This window comes from Ectothiorhodospira magna, assembly GCF_900110965.1.
Classification (GTDB): Bacteria; Pseudomonadota; Gammaproteobacteria; order Ectothiorhodospirales; family Ectothiorhodospiraceae; genus Ectothiorhodospira; species Ectothiorhodospira magna.
Map to the genome: position 1 here is coordinate 1 of NZ_FOFO01000020.1, position 20,829 is coordinate 20,829.

Here is a 20,829-nt window from a genome sequence, read left to right on the forward strand (position 1 = left end):
TATCCGTTGCCCGGATTCGCCAAAATCACCACAAAATACCCTGATCTCACGGCTACTGGCGCTCGCAGCGTGAGGGAAATTCGGAAACTTCAGACGACAAGGTAGACCCGAATATTTTCCAGCAACAACTGGAAAACCTGTTTGCCCAGAAACAGTTGGTTGCCTATCCCAAGGAAGCCTTCAATCCGGAGGGTGATGCCGATCCCGAGCAGGCGATGACCGGTGACACCGTCCCACTGGAGGGGATTCAGGATGGCATCATCGTGCCGTACCAGACTGCCCAGGCACGGGGCTGGATCACCAAGCCAACGGTGGAACATCGTTCCTTTGTGGTCAAACTACCCGACAAGATCAAGCAACTGTTCAACCTGTTGTCGGGAACCGGCCTCAGCCAGGGGACCACGGAGGTGCAGATGCTGCAAATCTCTGCGGAAACTCCGGCTTGTCGTGTTCTTGCTCGATAATTTCAGGCAGTTGCTGCAGGTCCACCTGATCGCGACTGGCAATGGTCTGTTCAATCCAGGCGGCTACCGTGTTGGGGTCACGGACGATGCTTTCCAGCCAACCCAATTGCTTGGCGTGCTCCTTGGTGCAGAGGATCCAATCCCGTCCTGCCTGCTCCAGGGGGTCTGCCGTGAGGGGTGGCGGATTATCCTTGTGATAGAGGGCGTCCGGCTTATGGGAGTTCTTGTCGGGCATGTGCCCCAGACACCAACTGCTCCTTTTGGCGCCTTCCACCAGAATCGTGGCCAGCAGCGCCGGGCGTTGCAGGATCGGCCAGTTGCGGCGGGTGGCAAACCGTTCCACGAGGTCACTGACATTGACCTGCTTTCGGCTTTCGAAGAACAGCTTGCCAACAGCGCCAGTGCCTCGGCAGTGCAAGCGCGTTCTTCCGTCATCAACTCACCTTCGTCGGCCAGTTGCTTGAGAATGGCGTCTTCCAGGTGCAGACCACTGGATCCCCCCCCGGTGGGGCCAGCCCCTCGCTTGCCCAGATCTCGAACCACAATCCGACCGCCGTCCCGACCGGGATAGATCAAAAAGCGATAAGACTCATCAATGGCCGTGCGCAGTTCGGCCGGTGTTTTGGCGGCTCGGTCCTTGAACTCGCTTTTCTGTAGCTGATCATGGCTCACACCCCAGTTTTCGGGATTTTCCTTGAGGCGTTCCACGGCGATGGCCTTGCGGGCCAGGCTCAGGATGTTCTGGCGTACACGCCGCTCCTGCTGGGCACGGGCTTCCATCCAGGTTGATCCCGCGATATGGGTTGTGCTGGGTGCCAGCAGAAAGATCTGATTCTGGTACTCACGCACTGCCTCGCCACGGCGCTCGATGAAGCGCACGGGATCCAGGGATTCCAGTTCGAAGGCAATGATGCCCAACTGGGGTTTGCGGGTCTTGTCGGGAATCGCTTCGCCGTCATCCACATTGGCGTGCACGTCAAAGACGGCAGACCGTTCCAGGAGTCCACGCACCACCTGCTCTACACGGGTCATGGCTTCCCCATCGGCCACATTGCCCTCGATGCGGCGCAGGATGTTGTTCAGCGTGGGGACGGTATCGGCATACAGTCGGCCATTACGTTCCCGTAAATAATTGGCTTCACGCTCAATGGTGCCCAGAGCGGAACGCACGGTAGCCGGCTTGATGGCGGGGGAAGCCATCTCGTACACGGCAGAGGTCATGTCGATGCCGAATTTTTCATCCTGCAAGCCACCGGCACGGCCAATCAGACTGTGCAGGAAGACCACACGCCAAGCCCATTCATGCACCGGATACCCCTCTGGATGAGGATTTGCGGCGTCCAGTTCGCCGGCAACGGTACGGCTGGTGGCCTGAGCGCCAGAGGCTTTGCTGATATCGGAATCCAGTACCGAGACTAAATCTGTGTTGCCTGTTTTCCCCAATAATTCGGTACGAATGGTGCCATCGGAGAGGTCGATATGGCCGGTCTGGATGAGGGGAATGGAGAGTTTGGCCTCCCAGATGCGCCGCACGGCTCTGGCCAGGGTGCGCAGCAGCCCCCGGGTGCCCTGAAAGCTCTCCAACTGGGCCAGTTCCTTGGAGAGAAACTGGATCAGCGTCGGGTGAAAGGGGTAATGGGCCACCAGGCGGTCATGTGCTTGCGGGTCATTGGCGCCCGCCGGAAGATCCGTGCCTGCCTGTCGGTAGGTCTCGATAAATGCTGATGCGACCTCGCTGGCCGCCTCCATATCCACGGACAGAAACAGACGCTTGGCCATGATGCTGGAGAGGTCGCCCTCCTGCACCGGCGTGGTCGCCTCCGAGGTACGATTGGCAACATCCAGCACCCCGTGCTGCGCCTCCTTCACCACGGCCTCGCCTTCGCTTGTGGTCATGTTATGGGTGGACTTCAGGGTGCGGATGAGTTTATTGAAGTCGCCAAAGGCATTGGTGGCCGAGGCGAGACTGAGCACTACGGCGATGTTGGGTTTGCCGACAGCATAGGTGGAAAGGGCCATCAGGAAGGCAGCCGACTGCTCAGCGCCTACGCCGGGAAAAGCGGCTTCCATGCGCGAGAGGTACTGGGCGATTTCGTCAATGATGATCAGTGTTGGCTGGTCTCCATCAAGGATGGTGCACAACCCCTGTGTCGGGTGGGTGGCATCCCGGAAAAAAGCCACGGGGTCAGAATATAGGGAGTCGGCCCCTTCAATGGCTTTCCCCTGCTTGTAATCGCTCAGGACGCGGCTAAGGCTAGCCGTAAAGATTTCCGGGTTGAAGGTGCCTGCCAGGATTTCCGGGCGCGGATGGCAGGTGGTCAGTAGATCACGCATCGGGAACTTCCTTGCTCCGGTAGGCGCTTTTTGGAATCATCTCGTAAACTGCCATCCCCGAACCGCGTCAGCGATTTCAGGCATGGCTGATGTGTCGAGCGAGAATGGCGGAAGGGGTGGGATTCGAACCCACGGACGGTCTCCCGTCGCTGGTTTTCAAGACCAGTGCAATCGACCACTCTGCCACCCTTCCGCGGGGATGCCTTGCAGGCGAGGGGTCTTCAGGCCGGGTAGTTTAACCGTCTGGAGAAAAAGCGACAACTCGGGTAGCGAACGCACGGGAACAAGGCAAGAGACCTGCCGGTCTCAGATTCCGGCGACCATCGCCGGTTTTGATCCTGGGACGCCAATCAAGTAACTTAGCGCCATCACGGACACACTTGGTGTTCGTCATTCCATCCCGTCAAAGAGGAGCATCCACCATGTCAACCGAGCACGTCACTGCCGCCAGCCGTCCGGCTGAGGGCGTCCTGGCCACCAACAAGGTCATCCGCAATACCTACATGCTGCTGTCCATGACCCTGGCCTTTAGTGCCGTGATGGCCTTTGTCGCCATGGCTGTGGGCGCCCAGCCGGTCCACTGGCTGTTCATGCTGGCTTTCTTCATTGGCTTTCCCTTCCTGATCAATTACCTGCGTAACAGCATCTGGAGCCTGCCGCTGGTCTTTGTGTTCACCGGGGTGATGGGGTACATCCTGGGGCCCATCATTGGCATGTATCTGAGCCTGCCCAATGGCCCGGCTGTGGTGGGCAGTGCGCTGGCCAGCACGGCGCTGGTGTTTGTGGGATTGTCGGCCTATGCGCTGATCACCCGCAAGGATTTCAGCTTCCTGGGCGGCTTTGTCTTTGTGGGGTTTTTGGTGGTACTGGCGGCCATTATTGCCAATATTTTCCTGGCCATGCCGGCCCTGTCCCTGGCCATTTCCTCGGCCGTGGTGCTGCTGGTGTCGGCGGCCATCCTTTGGGATACCAGCCGCATGGTGCATGATGGTGAAGCCAATTATGTGGTGATGACCGTCTCCCTGTATGCCAATATTTATGTGCTGTTTTTGCATCTGATGAGTCTGTACGCCATGCTGACTGGCGACAACTGACGCCGTTCGAGCCGTTGCAGACGTATTGCCAAAGGCCCTGGGCATTGTCCGGGGCCGGTTTTTGTTGCCCGAAGACTCAAATCGCGGAACGTCAAACATGCAGATCGAACATGGTGTATTCCTGGACCTGGAAACCCTGGATCGGGGCGACCTGAACCTTTCCCCCCTCAAGCATGCCTTGCCCCAGTGGACCTTTCATGATTACACCACGCCGGATCAAGTGGTCGAGCGTATCTGTCAGGCTCAGGTGGTGATCACCAACAAGGTAGTGCTGGACCGGCAGGTGCTGTTGGCGGCTCCTCAACTGAAACTGGTCTGCCTGGCGGCTACGGGCACCAATAATGTGGATCTGGAAGCCGCTGCTGAGCAGGGTATTGTGGTCTGCAATGTTCGGGACTATGCCACCGCTTCGGTGGTGCAGCATGTTTTTGCCCTGATTCTGGCCCTGACTGTTCGCCTGGAGGCCTATCAGCGGGATGTCCGGGAAGGTCGCTGGCATGCCAGCCGTCAATTCTGTCTCCTGGATCATCCCATTCATGAGTTGGCGGGTCGGCGGTTGGGAATCATTGGTTACGGGGTGCTGGGGCAGGCCACTGCCCAACTGGCCAGGGCTTTTGGTCTGGAGGTGCTGGTGGCAGAAAGTCTGCGGGATGGTTCACCACAGCCGGATCGGTTGCCGCTGGGGGATGTATTGGCAACCTCGGATATTGTCAGTCTGCATTGTCCGCTCACGCCCCGGACCAAGGGACTCATCAATGCCCAGCGGCTGGCCTGGATGAAGCCGGATGCCTTGTTGATCAATACGGCCCGGGGTGCGGTGGTGGATAATCAGGCGCTGGCCCAGGCGCTGCGGGAGAGGCGGCTGGGCGGGGCAGGCATCGACGTGCTGGAACAGGAGCCGCCTCCGGCAGATCACCCATTGCTGGCGACAGATATCCCGAATCTGATCGTGACGCCCCATGTGGCCTGGGCAGCGGTGGAGGCCCGGCAGCGGATGGTGGATGCGCTGGCGCGAAACATTGCCGGTTTTATGACCGGCGACATCACCCATCAGGTGAACGGATAAGGAAGATAGATATCGAACCGGGTACTGCTGCCCGGTAAGCTGTGACTGGGCGATCTACCCCCCAGAAACTCCCCCCGCGCTGGCCGCTTGACCACTACCCGTTCACGGGCCGCTCCCAGAGCGGCCTCCAGCAGGGCGGCGGCGTCCTGATCATCCCCCACCAGGGTGCGAAACACCCGCATCTCCTTCTTGACCAGGGCCTGCTTGTCCCGGTGGGGATACATGGGGTCCAGACAGACCACATCGGCCTGTTGTCCGCTGAGCCATTGCACCCCATCCCCTGAAATCAGGGTCATGCGTTCGATAATCGGTGCCAGCGCCGCCACTTTCCCGGCCCGGGTCAGCCCGTCGGCCAGCAGGGCGGCAATGACCGGATGACGCTCCAGCAGGATGACCTGACAGCCCAGACCGGCCAGGATGAAGGCATCCCGACCCAGGCCGGCGGTGGCATCCACCACCTGGGGGCGGTGCCCCTTTTTGAGTCCGGCGGCGCGGGCCAGGGGTTCGTTACGCAGACTGGACTGGCGTCCGCGATATCCCAGACGCCCTCCGGCAAAGTCCACATAGACAGGCCCCGGTGCCTTCGGGCCGCTCTGGCGCAGTTCCAGGCGTTCGGCCGTGACCATCAGGACAGGACCATCCGGTTGATCCGATGCCTGCAGGGGCAGGGCCAACTGTCGGGACAGGCATTCGGCCCGATCCTGAAGGTCGGGGGACTGGTGGGCTATGGAAAGGGTATTCACGGTACTGGCGGTTACCTTTATTTCATAAAGCCATATAAAGAATGTTGTTTAGAACTTTCTTGAGGATTTTGTGGTCACAGTATTTCGGCATCAAGGCGTTTTTTTGATGCATGTCAATCGCTGCCCATGACCATCTTGCACTGGGAGGATCAGGATCATGCTGACGTGGTTTGCTATCTTGGTGTCGGTTTTGACCATTGTGGTGGGCGTATGGTCCAGTTGTCTTTCATCCCAGTGGTCGCGGGTGTCCTCCTCGGTGACGCAGGCCCAGGATATTTTCTGGGTCCGGGTGCTGGGTGTCTCTTTGACGGTATTTATTCTGGAGCGTATCTGGCGTGTGGAGCAAGGGGGACTGATTTTGGGGTTTGTGATCTGGTGGCTGGCCATGGGGCCGATTGTTGCACTGGTTTCCATCTTTGCGGCGATGGGCCTGAGGGAGTCGGTGCTGGCCATGATGGATGTGGAACGTCCCAGGGCCGGGTCGCTATGATTGATGGCCGCCCGGAAGGAGCAGTATGGTGGGAGCACCCGCGCCGAATTTTTGGTGGAAAAGTCTGTGGGTAAGTCGAGAAAACCCGACAGGCTGCCAGGGGCCCAAACGAAAAAAGGACCAGCAGCTCTAAGCTGCTGATCCTTCTATCAAAGATATGGCGCGCCCGGAAGGATTCGAACCTCCGACCACCTGGTTCGTAGCCAGGTACTCTATCCAACTGAGCTACGGGCGCTGAACAACTGAAGCGCGCATTTTATGGATCAGGCTCCGGGGCGTCAAGCACTTTTTAAAAACTCCCGAACAGGGTTCCCAGGGTGATCAGCACCACCAGGGAGATGAACGGGGCCAGCATGGCCACCATGGCGATGTCGAAATAAGCCTGGCGGTGGGTGAGGCCGCAGATGGCCAGCAGGGTGATGACCGCGCCATTGTGGGGCAGGGTGTCCAGACCTCCGGTGGCCACCGCCGTGACCCGGTGCAGCAGTTCCGGATCGATGCCCCGGGCCTGGGCCATTTCCATGTAGGTCTCGCCCAGGGTGGACAGGGCAATGCTCATGCCCCCGGAGGCGGAGCCGGTCATGCCCGCCAGGATGTTCACCGCGACGGCCAGGGAAATGAGCGGGTTGTCGCCCCCCAGCCCCACCACCGTATCGCGGATCAGCAGGAAGGCCGCCAGGGAGGCGATGACGGCACCAAAGCCCACCAGGCTGGCGGTGTTGAAGATGGGCAGCAGGGAGGCGTTGGCGCCGCTATCCACCGATTGCTTGAGGGTGGGCAGGCGCTTCCAGTTGGTGGCGATGACCACCAGCAGGGACAGCACCAGGGCGGCGATGACGGACCAGATCCCCCGCACCTGTTCGATGCTGGTCTCGCCGTACAGGGGCAGGGCCAGGAAGTCCGTGTTCATGCGCGGGATGATCAGGAAGGTGAACAGCAGGTTGATGGCAATCACCAGCACCAGGGGCAACAGGGCCACGAACACGGAGGGCGGCGCCACCGGGCGCTGTTCCACCGGCAGTTCCATGAGGTCGAAGCCCTCGCCCGAGGCCCTCTCCCGCAAGTCCTTGTTGGGGGTGAAGTCCGCATCCGGATGGTCGCCGTAGCCTTCATGGGCCAGTTTGCGGGAACGGTAGGTGAGCCAGAGCATGCCCAGGGTGAACATCACCAGGGCGGTGATGATGCCCAGGCCCGGCGCGGCGAAGGGGGAGGTGCCGAAGTAGGGCATGGGGATGGCGTTCTGGATCGCCGGGGTGCCGGGCAGGGCGGTCATGGTGAAGGTGAAGGCACCCAGGGCGATGGTGGCCGGGATCAGGCGCTTGGGAATGTTCGACTGGCGGAACAGGGCGGCGGCGATGGGGTAGACCGCAAACGCCACCACGAACAGGGAAACCCCGCCGTAGGTCATCAGGGCGCAGGAGAGCACCACCGCCAGGATGGCCCGGCTGCTGCCCAGCCAGCTGATGATGGCCTTGGCCAGCACGTCCGCGCTGCCCGAGTCCTCCATCAGCTTGCCGAAGATGGCCCCCAGCAGGAATACCGGGAAGTAGAGGGTGATGAAGTTCCCCGCCGCCCCCATGAAGATCTGGGTGTAGCTGCCCAGCACCGGACCGTCCATGGTGGCCACCACGGCGAAGGTGGCCAGGGCCGGGGCCAGGATCAGCAGGCTGATGCCCCGGTAGGCCAGGTACATGAGCAGGCCCAGGGCGATGAGAATGACCAGGATACCCATCATGGCTTGGCCTCCTTGGGCGGATGGTCGGCGTTGTCGTCGCCGTCCTCGTGTTCCAGGTCGGGCGGGGCGAAGGTGTCGGTGAACAGGCTTTTCAGGTCGAAGCTGGAGCGCTGGCCCAGGTCATCGAAATGCCGTTCCAGGAAGTTGTCGGCCCAGGCCCGGCCCCGGTCACGGAGATGGGTGAGGTATTCCCACTCGGCGTTGAGTTTGCTGGAGGCGTCCAGATCCTTGAGTTCCTCGTGGGCATGGATCAGGTGCACGAAGATGTCCCGGTAACGCTCCGATTCCAGCTGCTCCGCCTCGATCAGCTGGTGCAGCAGTTCGATGGCACGCAGTTCCTTGATCAGGCTGGCGTTGAAGGTGATTTCGTTGAGCCGGTTGATGATGTCCCGGCCGGTGCGGGGCAGTTCCTCCCGGATCAGGGGATTGATCTGCACGATGATCAGGTCCCGGGTGGCGGTGTCTTCCACCAGGGGGTAGAGGGCCGGATTGCCGATGTAGCCCCCGTCCCAGTACGCCTCACCGTTGATCTCCACCGCCTGGAACAGGAAGGGCAGGCAGGCGGAGGCCATCACCGAGTCCACGGTCAGCTCGGGCTGGGTGAAGATGCGGCCCCGCCCGGTGCGCACGTTGGTGGCGGTGACGAAGACCTTGAGTTTACCGCAGTGGTTGACCCGTTCGAAATCCACCTGTGACGCCACCAGATCCCGCAGGGGATTGATGTTCATCGGGTTGAGTTCGTAGGGGGAGAACTGCCGGGTGAGCTGTTCGAAGAAGAGGTAGACCGGTGAATGGTCCATGCTGAAGCGACCGGTGAGCCGGTCCCAGAGGGTGCGCTGGATGGGGGAGAAGCGGGCGGCGTCGCTGACGGTTTTCCAGAAGGCGGTGAGGGCGTCGCGGGCGCCTTCCCGGCCGCCTCGCTCCAGCCCGTCGGCCACCACCACGGCGTTCATGGCGCCGGCACTGGTGCCGCTGACGCTGCTGATGTGGATACGGGGGTCCGCCAGCAGACGGTCCAGGACGCCCCAGGTGAGGGCGCCGTGGGCGCCGCCCCCCTGCAGGGCCAGATCCACGGTCTTGCGGGGTGTGCTGTTGCTCATTGGTCACTGATTCCGGTGTGAGCTTGGCTCTATTGCAACGCAGCAGTGGGGGTGATGTCCAGTCCCTCGGGATGGGGCGGGCGGCTCAATCGTCGTCATCGTCGTCATCATCGGACAGGTCCACGGTGATGGGGCGATAGATCTCCACCCGGTCCCCTTCCTGCACCGGGTTGTCCAGCTTGCAGAACTTGCCGTAGATGCCCACCTTCTGATTGTCCAGATCAATGCCCGGAAACCGCTGGAGGATGCCGGATTGCTCGATGGCCTGCTGCACGGTGGCCCCTTCCGGCAGTTCCACCCGCAGCCACGCCTGGTTGCCGGGTTCACTGTAGGCTACGCCGACTTTCATGGATGTGTTCCTCTCAAGCTGTCATGTCATGGGGATGTGGCCGGGTCCGCCGCCGGCGCCGTCCGCGCCGCCAGTCGGGCATCCAGCACCCGTTTGCCCGCCAGGATGAAACCCAGGGCCAGGAAGGCGCCGGGGGGCAGGATCATGAGCAAAAAGCCCCGGTATTCAGGGATCAGGGTCAGTTCCATCCAGGCAAAGCGTTCTCCCAGCAGCAGGTGGGCATCGGCGAACAGGGTGCCGCTGCCGGGGATCTCGCGCACGGCCCCCAGGACCACCAGGATCACGGTGAACCCCACGCCCATGGCCAGACCGTCCACCATGGCCCGGTGCACCGGCTGGCGGGAAGCGAAGGACTCGGCCCGGCCCAGAATGGCGCAGTTGGTGACGATGAGGGGGATGAACAGGCCCAGTGCCTTGTGCATTTCATACAGGTAGGCATTCATCACCAGGTCCACCAGGGTCACCAGGCTGGCAATCAGCAGGATGAAGACCGGAATCCGCACCTCGGGGGTGATGATGGTACGAAACATGGACACCAGCAGCCCCGAGGCCACCATGACGAAGGTGGTGGCCAGGCCCATGCCCAGTCCGTTGGTGGCGGTGCCCGTGACCGCCAGCAACGGGCACAGGGCCAGCATCTGGGCCATGACCACGTTGTTGTCCCAGATGCCGTCCCGGAACAGACGGCGATAGTCCTCAAAAAGCGCCTTGACGGACGGGTTCATGGCAGGGTCTCCTGCAGATACTGATCGGGCGGGGGCGTTGAGGTGTCAGCCGGAACCGGGGCCTCTGGGGTCATGGGCATCGGCCCATCGGGACCATCCGGGGCCCGTTGCAACAGTTCCGACTGATGGGCATGGAACAGGGTCAGCCCGTCCCGCACCGCGTTCACCACCGCCCGGGGGGTGATGGTGGCCCCGGTGAATTGGTCGAAGGGGCCGCCGTCCTTTTTTACCGCCCAACGGGGGGCGGGCAGGGCGGCGAAGCTCAGGCCGTCGAAGGCCAGGATCCACGGATCACGATTCACCTCGATCTTGTCGCCCAGTCCCGGGGTTTCCTTGTGCTGCAGCACCCGCACACCCAGCACTTCACCCGCCGCATCCACCCCCATGAGGATATGGATAGGGCCGGCATAACCCCGCCCCTGAACCCGGAACGCCACGCCGGACACCCGGCCTTCCTGCCGGGCCCGGTAGACCTCCAGGGTGCGTCCGTCGTCGGTGCGCAGGATGTGGATGTCCTCCTGGGGGCGGTTATCGTGCATCTGCGCGGGCAGAACCTGCTCCAGGGTGCGGCGGAAATCCTCGGCGCGACGCTCGGCAATGGTGTCCCGGGTCTGCAGGTCGGCAATCACCAGCACGGCGCTGGCCAGCAGGGCGATCCCCCCCAGCAAGGTGGCCTGGTAGCCGACCCGTTTGCGGTAGGTGGGTTGTGCCACGGTGGTCATGGGCGTTTCTCCTGGGCCGGTGCTTTGGTGTTTTTCATCGGCAGGGGCTTGCCGCGCCGGGTGCGGCCATAGGCGCGGGGACGCAGGTAGTGGTCGATCAGGGGCGTGAGGGCATTCATGAGGATCACGGCGAAGGCGGCGCCTTCCGGGTAGCCGCCCCAGGTGCGGATGATGTAGATGAGCAGGCCGCAGCCGGCGCCGAACAGCAATCGCCCGGCCACGGTGCTGGGAGAGGTGACCGGATCGGTGATGATGAAAAAGGCCACCAGCATGGCCGCACCGGAGAACAGGTGCAGACCGGGTCCGGCATAGCGCTCCGGGTCGATGAGCATGAATACGGTGGACAGGATCACCAGGGTACCCAGCATGGCCACCGGGATGTCCCAGGTGATGATGCGTTTGGCCATGAGCAGTAGCCCCCCCGCCAGGAGCAGCAGGGCGGAACCTTCACCCAGGCTGCTGGGTACGAAGCCCAGGGCCTGCTGGAGCGGGGCATAGACCCCGGGCAGGGTCTCGGACAGTCCCAGATCCCGGCTGAAACCGGTCTGGGTCTCCCCCAGCACGGTGGCGCCGGTGACGGCGTCGGGAATCGCCACCAGGCCGAAGGTGATGGCCAGCCCGTCCAGGAAGCCGGGGGCACCCTCTGAAAACAGGGGGGAAGGGGTGATCCAGGTGGTCATCTCCAGGGGAAAGGAGACCAGCAGGGCCACCCGGGCCAGCATGGCCGGGTTGAACAGGTTCTGGCCCAGGCCACCGAAGACATGCTTGCCGACGATGATGGCAAAGGCCGCCCCCAGCACGCCGATCCACCAGGGCGCCCACGGCGGCAGGGTCAGGGCCAGCAGCAGGCCGGTGACGATGGCCGAGCCATCCATCAGGAACGGCGATACCGGCCGCCCGGCGATGCGCAGGCACAGGGCCTCGAACAGCACGGCGGCCAGAATGGTGATGAGCAGCAGGTTCAGGGCGGGCCAGCCGAACAGGTAGACACCAAAGGCGGTGGCCGGAAGCAGGGCGAGGGTGACCCAGCCCATGTTCCAGGCCACGCTGCCGGGGGCATGGGTATGGGGTCCGCTGACGGGGGTGGTCTGAGTCATGGGCTAGGTCTCTGCCTGATCGGCGGCGGGGGTCTTGGGTGGCTCCTGGACGGCGGCAGCCTTGGCGGCGCGGGCGGCCTTGGCTTCTTCGGCCTTGCGCTTGGCGGCCTCGCGCTCCGCCTTGCGCCGTTCCGCTGCCTCGGCCTTGGCCCGGGCTTCCGCCTCCTGGCGTTCCCGGCGTTGCTGGGCCAGCCGCTTGATCTCCTCCTGGCGGCGCTGCTGCTCCCGCCGCGCCCCCAGCACCCCCTTGGCATGGTGGAAGAACTGCACCAGGGGGATATGGGAGGGGCAGACATAGGAGCAGGAACCGCAGGCCACGCAGTCCATCAGGCCGTAATCCACGGCGCCGTCCATGTCCTCGTTGCGGATTCTTGCCGCCATCTCCAGGGGCATGAGACCGCAGGGACAGGCCGCCACGCAGCGTCCGCAGCGGATGCAGGGCATGGTCTGGCCGATGTTGATCTCTTCTGCGGTGAGGGCAATGATCCCGTTGCTACCCTTGATGACGGGCACCTGGGCATGGGGCATCACCTGGCCCATCATGGGGCCACCCATCAGCAGCCGGGCCGGTGGTTGCCGGGTGCCGCCGCAATGGGCCAGCAGGTCTTCCACCCGGGTGCCCAGCAGGACCTCCAGGTTGGCGGGGCGCCGGACCGCGCCGCCGCCCACGGTGACGATGCGGGAGATCAGCGGGCGGCCCATGCGCACCGCCCGATGGACGGCGTAGGCCGTCCCCACGTTGTGGACGATCACGCCGATGTCCGCCCCCAGTTTGCCGGCCGGGATCTCACGGCCGGTGACCGCCTTGATCATGTGTTTTTCCGAACCCATGGGATAACGGGTGGGGACCGCCATGGCCTCGATGGTGTCCATCTCATACAGCCGCGCCTGCAGGGCGGACAGGGCTTCGGGTTTGTTGTCCTCCACCACCACCAGGGCCCGCCTGGCCCCCAGAGCGTGACGGATGATGCGGATGCCGTCGATGACTTCATCGGTGCGTTCCCGCATCAGGCGGTCGTCGCAGGTGAGGTAGGGCTCGCATTCGGAGCCGTTGATGATGAGGGTGTCGATGTGATGCCGGGATCCCAGGTTCAGCTTGATGGCAGCGGGAAAGGTGGCGCCCCCCATACCCACCACCCCGGCCTCGGCCACCCGGCGGGCGATGACTTCCGGCGCCAGGTTCAGGGCATGTTCCGGGTCCGGCTGGTCCACCCAACATTCTTCCCCGTCCGGCTCGATGACGATGGTCTCCACCGGCAGGCCGCTGGGATGGGGGGCGGGATGGGGTGCCACCGCCAGGATCCGGCCCGAGGTGGGCGCATGCACCGCCGCCGACACGGCGCCGTCGCCTTGGGCGATCATCTGGCCCTTGAGGACGGTATCGCCGGCCTTGACCACCGGGCGGGCGGCGGCACCGATATGCTGCTGTACCGGCAGGTAGAGCCGTGCCGGCAGGGGCAGGGGTTCGATGGGCAGTCCGCTGGTGGCCTGCTTGCGATCATCGGGATGGACGCCGCCCTGGAAGGCGGGCCGCTTGCGCATGAAAGAGAACATGGGGAGCCCCTTCAGGCCGATTTGGGTTTGGGCCAGTGCCAGCGGCGCAGGCTGGGGGCTTCCGGTACCAGGATCAGACCCTGGGTGGGGCAGACCTCCACACATTTGCCACAGCCATTGCATGCCTCGGTAAAGACCGTGTGGATCTGCCGGTTGGCCCCCATGATGGCGTCGGTGGCGCACACCTTGTAGCAACGGGTGCAGCCGTTGCACTGGTCGGGATCGATCACCGCGAAGGCGGGGACTTCCTCGCCCATGGCGGACAGGTCCACGGTGATGTCCAGCGTGTCGGCCAGTTGCTGGGCCAGCAGCTTGCCGCCCGGCGGACAGAGGGTGACGGGGGCCTCCCGGGCCGCCAGGGCCTGGGCGGCGCTGGCGCAGCCGGGCAGGCCGCACTGGCCGCAGTTGGTGCCGGGCAGCAGGGCCTCGATGTCATCCACCAGGGGGTCCTTTTCCACCCGCAGGTACTTGGCGGCCATGCCCAGGCCGTAGCCCAGGAGCAGACCCATGGTGGTGAGGATGAAAATCGCGGAAAGCAGGGAGGGTTCCATCGAAAGTACCTCGGGTCGCGGTCAGGCGAAGTTGAGTCCGGCGAATCCCATGAAGGCCAGGGACAGCAGACCGGCGACGATGAAGCCAATGGGGGCGCCGGCAAAGGCGGCCGGCACGTTGCTGATGGCCAGCCGCTCCCGCAGGGCGGCAAAAATCACCATCACCAGAGTGAAGCCCAGGGCCGCGCCCAGGCCGAAGGTGACGCTCTGCAAAAAGCCGTGGCCTTCCTGCACGTTGAGCAGGGCCACCCCCAGCACCGCGCAGTTGGTGGTGATCAGGGGCAGGAAAATCCCCAGCACCTGATGGAGGGCGGCGCTGGTCTTGCGGATGACCATCTCGGTGAACTGCACCACGGCGGCAATCACCAGGATGAAGGACAGGATGCGCAAAAAGCCCAGGTCCAGGGGGGCCAGGACGAAATACTCCAGCAGCCAGCCGGCCACGGAGGCCAGGGTGAGCACGAAGGTGGTGGCCAGGCCCATGCTCAGGGCCGTGTCCAGCTTGTTGGACACCCCCATGAAGGGACATAGCCCCAAAAATTGCACCAGCACCACGTTGTTGACCAGGGCGGTGCCCACCAGCAGCAGCATGAACTCGGTCACGGTCGGTTCCTTGGGTTCGGTTGACGAGGGATCTGCATCTTGTGTGCCAGTTGTTCCGTGCACGATAAAGGCGCGCAAATCCTGGGGTCTGGTGATGGATTGCACTGTGCTGGTGCGTATGGGGCTGTGGGGATCGTGACAGGGTGGGCCGAGTGGCGGGGTTTCTGTCGGGAAGACGACAATGGGGGGGCTGTCTGACTCGGGGAAAGACCAGACCCGGTGTATTGGCCTGGATGTTGCAGCATGTTCATCAGCCCCCCAACTCACCCGGGAGACACATCCCCATGAGCCGACCCGATCAACCCGCCGTGGCGGGCCTGACCGATACCATTCCCACTTCGGAGGGGGTGTTGCCGGCGCGCCTGTTCTTTGAAGCGGTGGAGCAGTCCTCGGTGGCCATTTCCATCACCGATACCCGGGCCAACATCCTCTATGCCAATCCGGCCTTTGAGCGGGTGACCGGTTACGGTGTGGCCGAGGTGGTGGGTCGCAACGAATCCATCCTGTCGGATCGCCATACGCCGAGCCTGGTCTACGAAACCCTGTGGGGACGGTTGCGTCAGCTCAAACCTTGGTCCGGGGTGCTGGTGAACCGCCGCAAGGATGGCAGCCGCTACCTGGCGGAACTGAACATTGCACCGGTGCTGGACGGCCAGGGTCAGCTCAGCCATTACCTGGGCATGCATCGGGACGTGACCGAGATGCACCGGCTGGAGCAGCAGGTGCGCAACCAGAAGGCCCTGATCGAATCGGTGGTGGATGCAGAGCCGGTGGCCATCGCCCTGCTGGACGAGGCCGGTCAGGTGGTGCTGGGCAATCAGGCCTACAAGCAGCTGGCCGGTGACATGGGCGGGCGGGAGCCGGCCCGGGAATTTCTCACCGCCCTGGCCGAGAGCATGGGCGATGCCCTGGAAACCGCCCGCAGCACAGAGCAGGGTTTTGTGGACCAGGAAGTGCAATTTGATCCAGGCGGTGGCCGTGCCCCCCGCTGGTTTTCCTGTTCCGGCACTTGGTTCAAGGAGAACGACGCCAGCGCGGATTCATTTTTTGAGGCCCGCAAGGCCAGTTATCTGGTACTGGTGACCAAGGAAGTCACCGAGATCCGGCGCCAGCAGGAAGCCATGCGCATGAATGCCCTGCGTGCCCTGACCGCGGAGGGTGAGCTGGTGGAAAGCATGCGGGAGACTCTGGCCGGCGCCATTTATCAGATGCAGGGGCCGGTGAACATGATCGCCGCCGCCACCCAGTTGCTGGCCCGGCGGCGTCAGGGGGAGGCCGATCCCTTGTTGAATGTGTTGCAGGAGGCCCTGGACGCCGGTCGCCAGGCCCTGCAGACCCTGGAAGACTCCATGCCCGAGGCGCGGGATGAGCCGGTGGCGCCGGTCAACATCAACGCCCTGCTGCGGGAAGTGCTGGGGCTATCCACCCGGCGTCTGCTGGCTGCCGGGGTGGTGGTGGACTGGCAGCCGGCGCCGGTACTGCCCAACGTGCTGGGTCGGGAGGGGCGGTTGCGGGGCATGTTCAAGCAACTGGTGGACAACGCCCTGGATGCCCTGGACAGCGCCACCGATGGCCGCCGGGAGATCCGCATCCTCACCGAGTCCCGGGGGGATGCGGTGCATGTGACCATCCAGGATTCCGGTCCGGGCATTCCCGAGCATCTGCGGCTGCGGGTGTTCGAGCCCTTTGTCAGTACCAAGGGCCGTTCCGGACGTGCCGGAATGGGCCTGCCCATGGTTCAGGAGGTGGTGAACCAGCATGCCGGTCTGATCGAGATCGATCCCGGCTGCCATGACGGTTGCCGTGTCCGGCTGCAGTTTCCCACCGCGGCCCGCCGCCAAGACTCGAACTGACCCCAGGGAAAACCCCATGGTACTGGTTTCTTCCGACGCAAAAGAGAATGGTGGACCTCGCTCGGCCCTGGTGGAGATGCAGCTGGATGCCCTCTATCAGGTGAGTCAGGTGCTCAGCCGTTCGGCGGATCTGCACGAGATCCTGTCCGACGTGCTCCACGTGCTGCACGAAGCCGCCGACATGCAGCGGGGCATGGTGTCGTTGCTGGACCCCACCAGTGGCGAACTGATGGTGGGTGCCGCCCATACCGGTCATCGGGAACAGCTGGAAAAGGTGCGTTATCGTCCCGGCGAGGGGGTGGTGGGGGCGATCCTGAAGGAAGGCGACACCCTGGTGATCCGGCGTATCGCCGACGAGCCCCGGTTTCTGGATCGCCTGCGTCTGTATGTCCCGGAACTGCCCTTTGTCGGCGTGCCCATTCATGTGGGGACTGAAGCCCCCATCGGGGTGCTGGCCGCTCAGCCGGCGGTGGATGACGGGTTGTTGCCGGAGCGTGCCCGTTTTCTGGAGATGGTGGCCAATCTGCTGGCCCAGACCGTGCGTCGTGCCTGGGACCTGGAAAAGGAGCGCCAGGCGCTGACCGACGAGCGGGACCGCCTGCGCCGGGAAGTGCGTAGCGGCTATCATCTGGACAACGTGGTGGGCCATTCCCGGGAGATGCGCCGGGTGTTCGAGCAGGTGCGTCAGGTGGCCAAGTGGCATACCACGGTGCTGATCCGGGGCGAGACCGGCACCGGCAAGGAACTGATTGCCAACGCCATCCATTACAACTCTTCCCGGGCCAATGGCCCCTTCATCAAGCTCAACTGCGCGGCCCTGCCGGACAACCTGCTGGAAAGCGAACTGTTTGGCCATGAAAAGGGGGCCTTTACCGGCGCGGTGAGCCAGCGCAAGGGGCGGTTCGAGCAGGCCGACGGCGGCACCATCTTTCTGGACGAGATCGGTGAGATTTCCCAGGCTTTTCAGGCCAAGCTGCTGCGAGTGTTGCAGGAAGGGGAGTTCGAGCGGGTGGGCGGCACCCGCACCCTTAAGGTGGATGTGCGGGTGGTGGCCGCCACCAACCGTCACCTGGAGGACGAAGTGGAGCAGGGGGAGTTTCGCGAGGACCTGTATTACCGGCTCAACGTGATGCCCATCTTTCTGCCCGCCCTGCGTCAGCGCATCGAGGATATCCCCGATCTGGCCCGTTTTCTGGTGGCCAAGCTGGCCAAAAACCAGGGGCGGCCCCTGGACATCACCGATGGGGCCATCCGCACCCTGATGCGCCACGACTGGCCGGGGAACGTGCGGGAACTGGAGAACTGTCTGGAACGGGCGGCCATTATGAGCGAGACCGGCAGCATCGATCTGGACGCGATTCAGCTCACCGGGTTGGAGGACACCCTGCCCACACCACGCAAGGGCAGCCCGCCGGCCCCGGAAACGGATCTGGATGACCCGGAACTGGACGAGCGGGAACGGGTCATCGCCGCCCTGGAACAGGCGGGCTGGGTGCAGGCCAAGGCGGCCCGCCTGCTGGGGATGACCCCGCGCCAGATCGCCTACCGGATTCAGACCCTGAAGATCCGCGTCAAGCAGTTCTGAGTCCGGCCAGCAACCTGCTGATGCCGGTCCCCTTTTCTGGTACGCTTGGCGATTCGATTCATCAGGCTGGCCTCCATGCGCACCCGTATCAAGATCTGCGGTATCACCCGACCCGAGGACGCCCGGGCCGCCGTACAGGCAGGCGCGGATGCCCTTGGGTTGGTGTTTTATGCCCGCAGCCCCCGTGCCGTCACCCCGGATCAGGCCCGCGCCATTGCTGCCGTGGACGCCCCGTTCGTCACCCGGGTTGGCCTGTTCGTGAATGCGGACGCCCAGTGGGTGCGCGACGTGCTGGACCAGGTCAGTCTGGACCTGCTGCAGTTCCACGGGGATGAATCCCCGGATTACTGCCAGTCCTTTGGTCTGGATTATATCAAGGCCATTCCCATGGCCGGGCCGGTGGCCGTGGGCGAGTACATGGACCGTCATCCCGGCGCTCTGGGCTTTTTGCTGGACAGCCACGGGGTCGGCCAGATGGGCGGGACCGGCAAGACCTTCGACTGGTCCAGCTGGCCTGACCGGGCAACACGCCCCCTGATCCTGGCCGGCGGACTCCATCCGGACAACGTGGCCGTCGCCGTGCAACAGACCCGCCCCTGGGCGGTGGATGTGAGCAGCGGCGTGGAGTCGGCCCCCGGCCTGAAGGACCCGGAACGCATGACCCGATTCATCAGCGAGGTATTACGTGTCGACCGTGATCAAGCCTGAACAGACGCCGGACTGGCGCGCCTTCCCGGATGCCCGCGGGCATTTTGGACCCTATGGTGGCCGTTTCGTTTCCGAGACCCTGATGGAACCCCTGCTGGAATTGCAGGCGGCCTATCAGCGTGATCTCCAGGACCCGCGGTTCCTGGCAGAGCTTGACCGGGACCTGGCCCATTACGTGGGACGCCCCAGCCCCCTCTATCTGGCCGAGCGACTGACCCGGGAGCTGGGTGGGGCCAAGGTCTACCTCAAGCGGGAAGATCTCAATCACACCGGCGCCCACAAGGTGAACAACACCATCGGCCAGGCCCTGCTGGCCAAGCGCATGGGCAAGACCCGCATCATCGCCGAAACCGGCGCCGGTCAGCACGGCGTGGCCACCGCCACCGTGGCGGCCCGGCTGGGGCTGGAATGCGTGGTCTACATGGGCGCCGAGGACATCCAGCGCCAGGCCCCCAATGTCTACCGCATGCGCCTGCTGGGCGCCCGGGTGGTGCCGGTCACCTCCGGTTCCCGCACCCTCAAGGATGCCCTCAACGAGGCCATGCGGGACTGGGTCACCCACGTGGACAACACCTTCTACATCATCGGCACCGTGGCCGGTCCCCACCCCTATCCCGCCATGGTGCGGGATTTCCAGGCCATCATTGGCCGGGAAGCCCGCCAGCAGTATCAGGCCGCCGAAGGCCGGCTGCCCGATGCCCTGGTGGCCTGCGTGGGCGGCGGTTCCAATGCCATCGGCCTGTTCCATCCCTTCCTTGCCGACGAGGGGGTGACCATGTACGGCGTGGAGGCCGCCGGTGACGGCATCGACACCGGGCGCCATTCCGCGCCCCTGTGTGCCGGACGGCCCGGTGTGCTCCATGGCAACCGCACCTATCTGATGGAGGACGAGGACGGTCAGATCATCGAGACCCATTCCGTCTCCGCTGGCCTGGATTATCCGGGGGTGGGGCCGGAGCACGCCTGGCTCAAGGATGTGGGACGGGTGCAGTACGTGCCCATCACCGACCGGGAGGCCATGGATGCCTTCCACCGCCTGACCCGCACCGAGGGCATCATCCCCGCCCTGGAATCCAGTCATGCCGTCGCCTACGGCCTCAAGCTGGCACCCACCCTGGACCCGGAGCAGGGCATCATCATCAATCTGTCCGGTCGGGGCGACAAGGACATCAATACCGTGGCCCGTCTGGAGGGGATCGAACTGTGAGCCGTATCGCCGCCCGTTTTGAAGCCCTCAAGGCCCGTGGCCGCAAGGCCCTGATCCCCTACATCACCGCCGGTGACCCGGAGCCGGGCAATACCGTGCCCCTGATGCACGAGATGGTGGCGGCCGGTGCCGATATCATCGAACTGGGGGTGCCCTTTTCCGATCCCATGGCCGACGGTCCGGTGATCCAGCAAGCCTGTGAGCGGGCCCTCAAGCACCGTGTCAGCCTGCGCAAGGTGCTGGAGATGGTGCGCGAGTTCCGGCGCGACAACATCGAGACCCCGGTGGTCCTGATGGGGTATCTCAATCCGGTGGAGATCATGGGCTATGAGACCCTGGCCGAAGAGGCCGCCCGGGCCGGCGTGGACGGCGTGCTGACCGTGGACCTGCCGCCGGAGGAGAGCGCGGAACTGGCCGGCGCCTTGAAACGTCACGGGGTTGACCCCATCTTCCTGCTGGCACCCACCAGTCATGAGGCCCGCATCCGCAGCGTGAGCGAAGTGGCCGCCGGGTTTGTCTATTATGTCTCCCTCAAGGGTGTCACCGGGGCCGCCACCCTGGATGTGGAGGCGGTGGCCCAAAAGCTGGCCCTGATCCGACGCCAGACCGACCTGCCGGTGGGGGTGGGTTTCGGCATCAGTGATGCCGAGGCCGCCGCCAGGGTGTCCCGGATCGCCGATGCGGTGGTGGTGGGCAGTGCCCTGGTCAAGCGTATCGCCGCCCATGCCGACGATCCCGCCACCGGGCGTCGTGAGGTGGCCCAGGTGCTGGCCGGCATGCGTCGTGCCATGGATCAGGCCAATACCACTCCCGCCTGACGGGCCACCGATTCACTCATCCAAACGTTGA

20 protein-coding genes and 2 tRNA genes are annotated in these 20,829 nt (G+C 63.9%); 9 read left to right on the forward strand and 13 right to left on the reverse strand.

Features of this window, described 5'->3' with window-relative positions:
* Window positions 1-155 precede the first annotated feature (155 nt).
* A complete protein-coding gene (locus BMX62_RS09035; RefSeq protein ID WP_090207698.1) occupies window positions 156-464 on the forward strand; it encodes a hypothetical protein in 309 nt (102 codons plus the stop codon).
* A 63-nt stretch (window positions 465-527) separates the two neighbouring features.
* On the opposite strand, the gene BMX62_RS09040 is transcribed toward BMX62_RS09035, so the two are convergent.
* Both BMX62_RS09040 and BMX62_RS09045 read right to left on the reverse strand, forming a co-directional pair.
* The gene (locus tag BMX62_RS09040; protein WP_090207699.1) at window positions 528-2,798 is read right to left on the reverse strand and encodes a DUF499 domain-containing protein; all 2,271 of its coding nucleotides are present in this window, start codon (window positions 2,796-2,798) and stop codon (window positions 528-530) included.
* A 105-nt stretch (window positions 2,799-2,903) separates the two neighbouring features.
* Window positions 2,904-2,991, reverse strand: a tRNA-Ser gene (locus tag BMX62_RS09045).
* A gap of 229 nt (window positions 2,992-3,220) precedes the next feature.
* On the opposite strand from BMX62_RS09045, the gene BMX62_RS09050 reads away from it, so the two are divergent.
* On the forward strand, window positions 3,221-3,892 hold the full coding sequence (locus tag BMX62_RS09050; protein WP_090207702.1) for a Bax inhibitor-1/YccA family protein: 672 nt from the start codon (window positions 3,221-3,223) through the stop codon (window positions 3,890-3,892).
* 97 nt (window positions 3,893-3,989) lie between these two features.
* Window positions 3,990-4,958, forward strand: coding sequence for a 2-hydroxyacid dehydrogenase (locus BMX62_RS09055; protein ID WP_090207704.1), 969 nt, complete (start codon window positions 3,990-3,992; stop codon window positions 4,956-4,958).
* Here BMX62_RS09055 and BMX62_RS09060 read toward each other — a convergent pair.
* The gene (locus tag BMX62_RS09060) at window positions 4,943-5,701 is read right to left on the reverse strand and encodes a class I SAM-dependent methyltransferase (RefSeq protein ID WP_090207707.1); all 759 of its coding nucleotides are present in this window, start codon (window positions 5,699-5,701) and stop codon (window positions 4,943-4,945) included. The genes BMX62_RS09055 and BMX62_RS09060 overlap by 16 nt on opposite strands.
* A gap of 157 nt (window positions 5,702-5,858) precedes the next feature.
* On the opposite strand from BMX62_RS09060, the gene BMX62_RS09065 reads away from it, so the two are divergent.
* Window positions 5,859-6,191, forward strand: coding sequence for a hypothetical protein (locus BMX62_RS09065; protein ID WP_090207710.1), 333 nt, complete (start codon window positions 5,859-5,861; stop codon window positions 6,189-6,191).
* A gap of 158 nt (window positions 6,192-6,349) precedes the next feature.
* On the opposite strand, the gene BMX62_RS09070 is transcribed toward BMX62_RS09065, so the two are convergent.
* The 10 genes from BMX62_RS09070 to rsxA form a co-directional block, all read right to left on the reverse strand.
* Window positions 6,350-6,426: transfer RNA gene (locus BMX62_RS09070), tRNA-Arg, on the reverse strand.
* Between the two features lie 54 nt (window positions 6,427-6,480).
* Window positions 6,481-7,926 carry a GntP family permease gene (locus BMX62_RS09075; RefSeq protein ID WP_090207716.1) on the reverse strand — a complete coding sequence of 482 codons (1,446 nt, stop codon included), beginning with the start codon at window positions 7,924-7,926 and terminating at the stop codon, window positions 6,481-6,483.
* Window positions 7,923-9,026 (reverse strand): patatin-like phospholipase family protein, encoded by a 1,104-nt coding sequence (locus BMX62_RS09080; protein ID WP_090207719.1) that lies wholly within the window; start codon window positions 9,024-9,026, stop codon window positions 7,923-7,925. The genes BMX62_RS09075 and BMX62_RS09080 overlap by 4 nt, the downstream gene beginning before the upstream one ends.
* Window positions 9,027-9,111: 85 nt before the next feature.
* Window positions 9,112-9,375: an RnfH family protein gene (locus BMX62_RS09085; RefSeq protein ID WP_090207724.1), complete on the reverse strand. Its 264-nt coding sequence runs from the start codon at window positions 9,373-9,375 to the stop codon at window positions 9,112-9,114.
* Window positions 9,376-9,401: 26 nt separating this feature from the next.
* A complete protein-coding gene (locus tag BMX62_RS09090; RefSeq protein WP_090207727.1) occupies window positions 9,402-10,100 on the reverse strand; it encodes an electron transport complex subunit E in 699 nt (232 codons plus the stop codon).
* Complete coding sequence (gene rsxG / locus BMX62_RS09095) at window positions 10,097-10,822, reverse strand: electron transport complex subunit RsxG (RefSeq protein WP_238375927.1); 726 nt, start codon at window positions 10,820-10,822, stop codon at window positions 10,097-10,099. The genes BMX62_RS09090 and rsxG overlap by 4 nt, the downstream gene beginning before the upstream one ends.
* Window positions 10,819-11,919 carry an RnfABCDGE type electron transport complex subunit D gene (locus tag BMX62_RS09100; protein WP_090207731.1) on the reverse strand — a complete coding sequence of 367 codons (1,101 nt, stop codon included), beginning with the start codon at window positions 11,917-11,919 and terminating at the stop codon, window positions 10,819-10,821. The genes rsxG and BMX62_RS09100 overlap by 4 nt, the downstream gene beginning before the upstream one ends.
* A gap of 3 nt (window positions 11,920-11,922) precedes the next feature.
* A complete protein-coding gene (rsxC, locus tag BMX62_RS09105) occupies window positions 11,923-13,473 on the reverse strand; it encodes an electron transport complex subunit RsxC (protein WP_090207735.1) in 1,551 nt (516 codons plus the stop codon).
* 11 nt (window positions 13,474-13,484) lie between these two features.
* A complete protein-coding gene (locus BMX62_RS09110; protein WP_090207739.1) occupies window positions 13,485-14,024 on the reverse strand; it encodes an RnfABCDGE type electron transport complex subunit B in 540 nt (179 codons plus the stop codon).
* Between the two features lie 21 nt (window positions 14,025-14,045).
* Window positions 14,046-14,627, reverse strand: a complete 582-nt coding sequence (gene rsxA, locus BMX62_RS09115; RefSeq protein WP_090207743.1) for an electron transport complex subunit RsxA — start codon at window positions 14,625-14,627, stop codon at window positions 14,046-14,048.
* A 284-nt stretch (window positions 14,628-14,911) separates the two neighbouring features.
* On the opposite strand from rsxA, the gene nifL reads away from it, so the two are divergent.
* From nifL to trpA, 5 genes are all read left to right on the forward strand, one after another.
* Window positions 14,912-16,480, forward strand: coding sequence for a nitrogen fixation negative regulator NifL (gene nifL, locus BMX62_RS09120; protein ID WP_090207748.1), 1,569 nt, complete (start codon window positions 14,912-14,914; stop codon window positions 16,478-16,480).
* Between the two features lie 16 nt (window positions 16,481-16,496).
* Window positions 16,497-18,065 (forward strand): nif-specific transcriptional activator NifA, encoded by a 1,569-nt coding sequence (gene nifA / locus BMX62_RS09125; RefSeq protein WP_090207752.1) that lies wholly within the window; start codon window positions 16,497-16,499, stop codon window positions 18,063-18,065.
* Between the two features lie 75 nt (window positions 18,066-18,140).
* Window positions 18,141-18,773: a phosphoribosylanthranilate isomerase gene (locus tag BMX62_RS09130; RefSeq protein ID WP_202906239.1), complete on the forward strand. Its 633-nt coding sequence runs from the start codon at window positions 18,141-18,143 to the stop codon at window positions 18,771-18,773.
* Complete coding sequence (trpB, locus tag BMX62_RS09135) at window positions 18,760-19,980, forward strand: tryptophan synthase subunit beta (protein ID WP_090207755.1); 1,221 nt, start codon at window positions 18,760-18,762, stop codon at window positions 19,978-19,980. The genes BMX62_RS09130 and trpB overlap by 14 nt, the downstream gene beginning before the upstream one ends.
* The gene (gene trpA / locus BMX62_RS09140) at window positions 19,977-20,798 is read left to right on the forward strand and encodes a tryptophan synthase subunit alpha (protein WP_090207758.1); all 822 of its coding nucleotides are present in this window, start codon (window positions 19,977-19,979) and stop codon (window positions 20,796-20,798) included. Before trpB ends, trpA begins: the two co-directional genes overlap by 4 nt.
* Window positions 20,799-20,829: the final 31 nt, after the last annotated feature.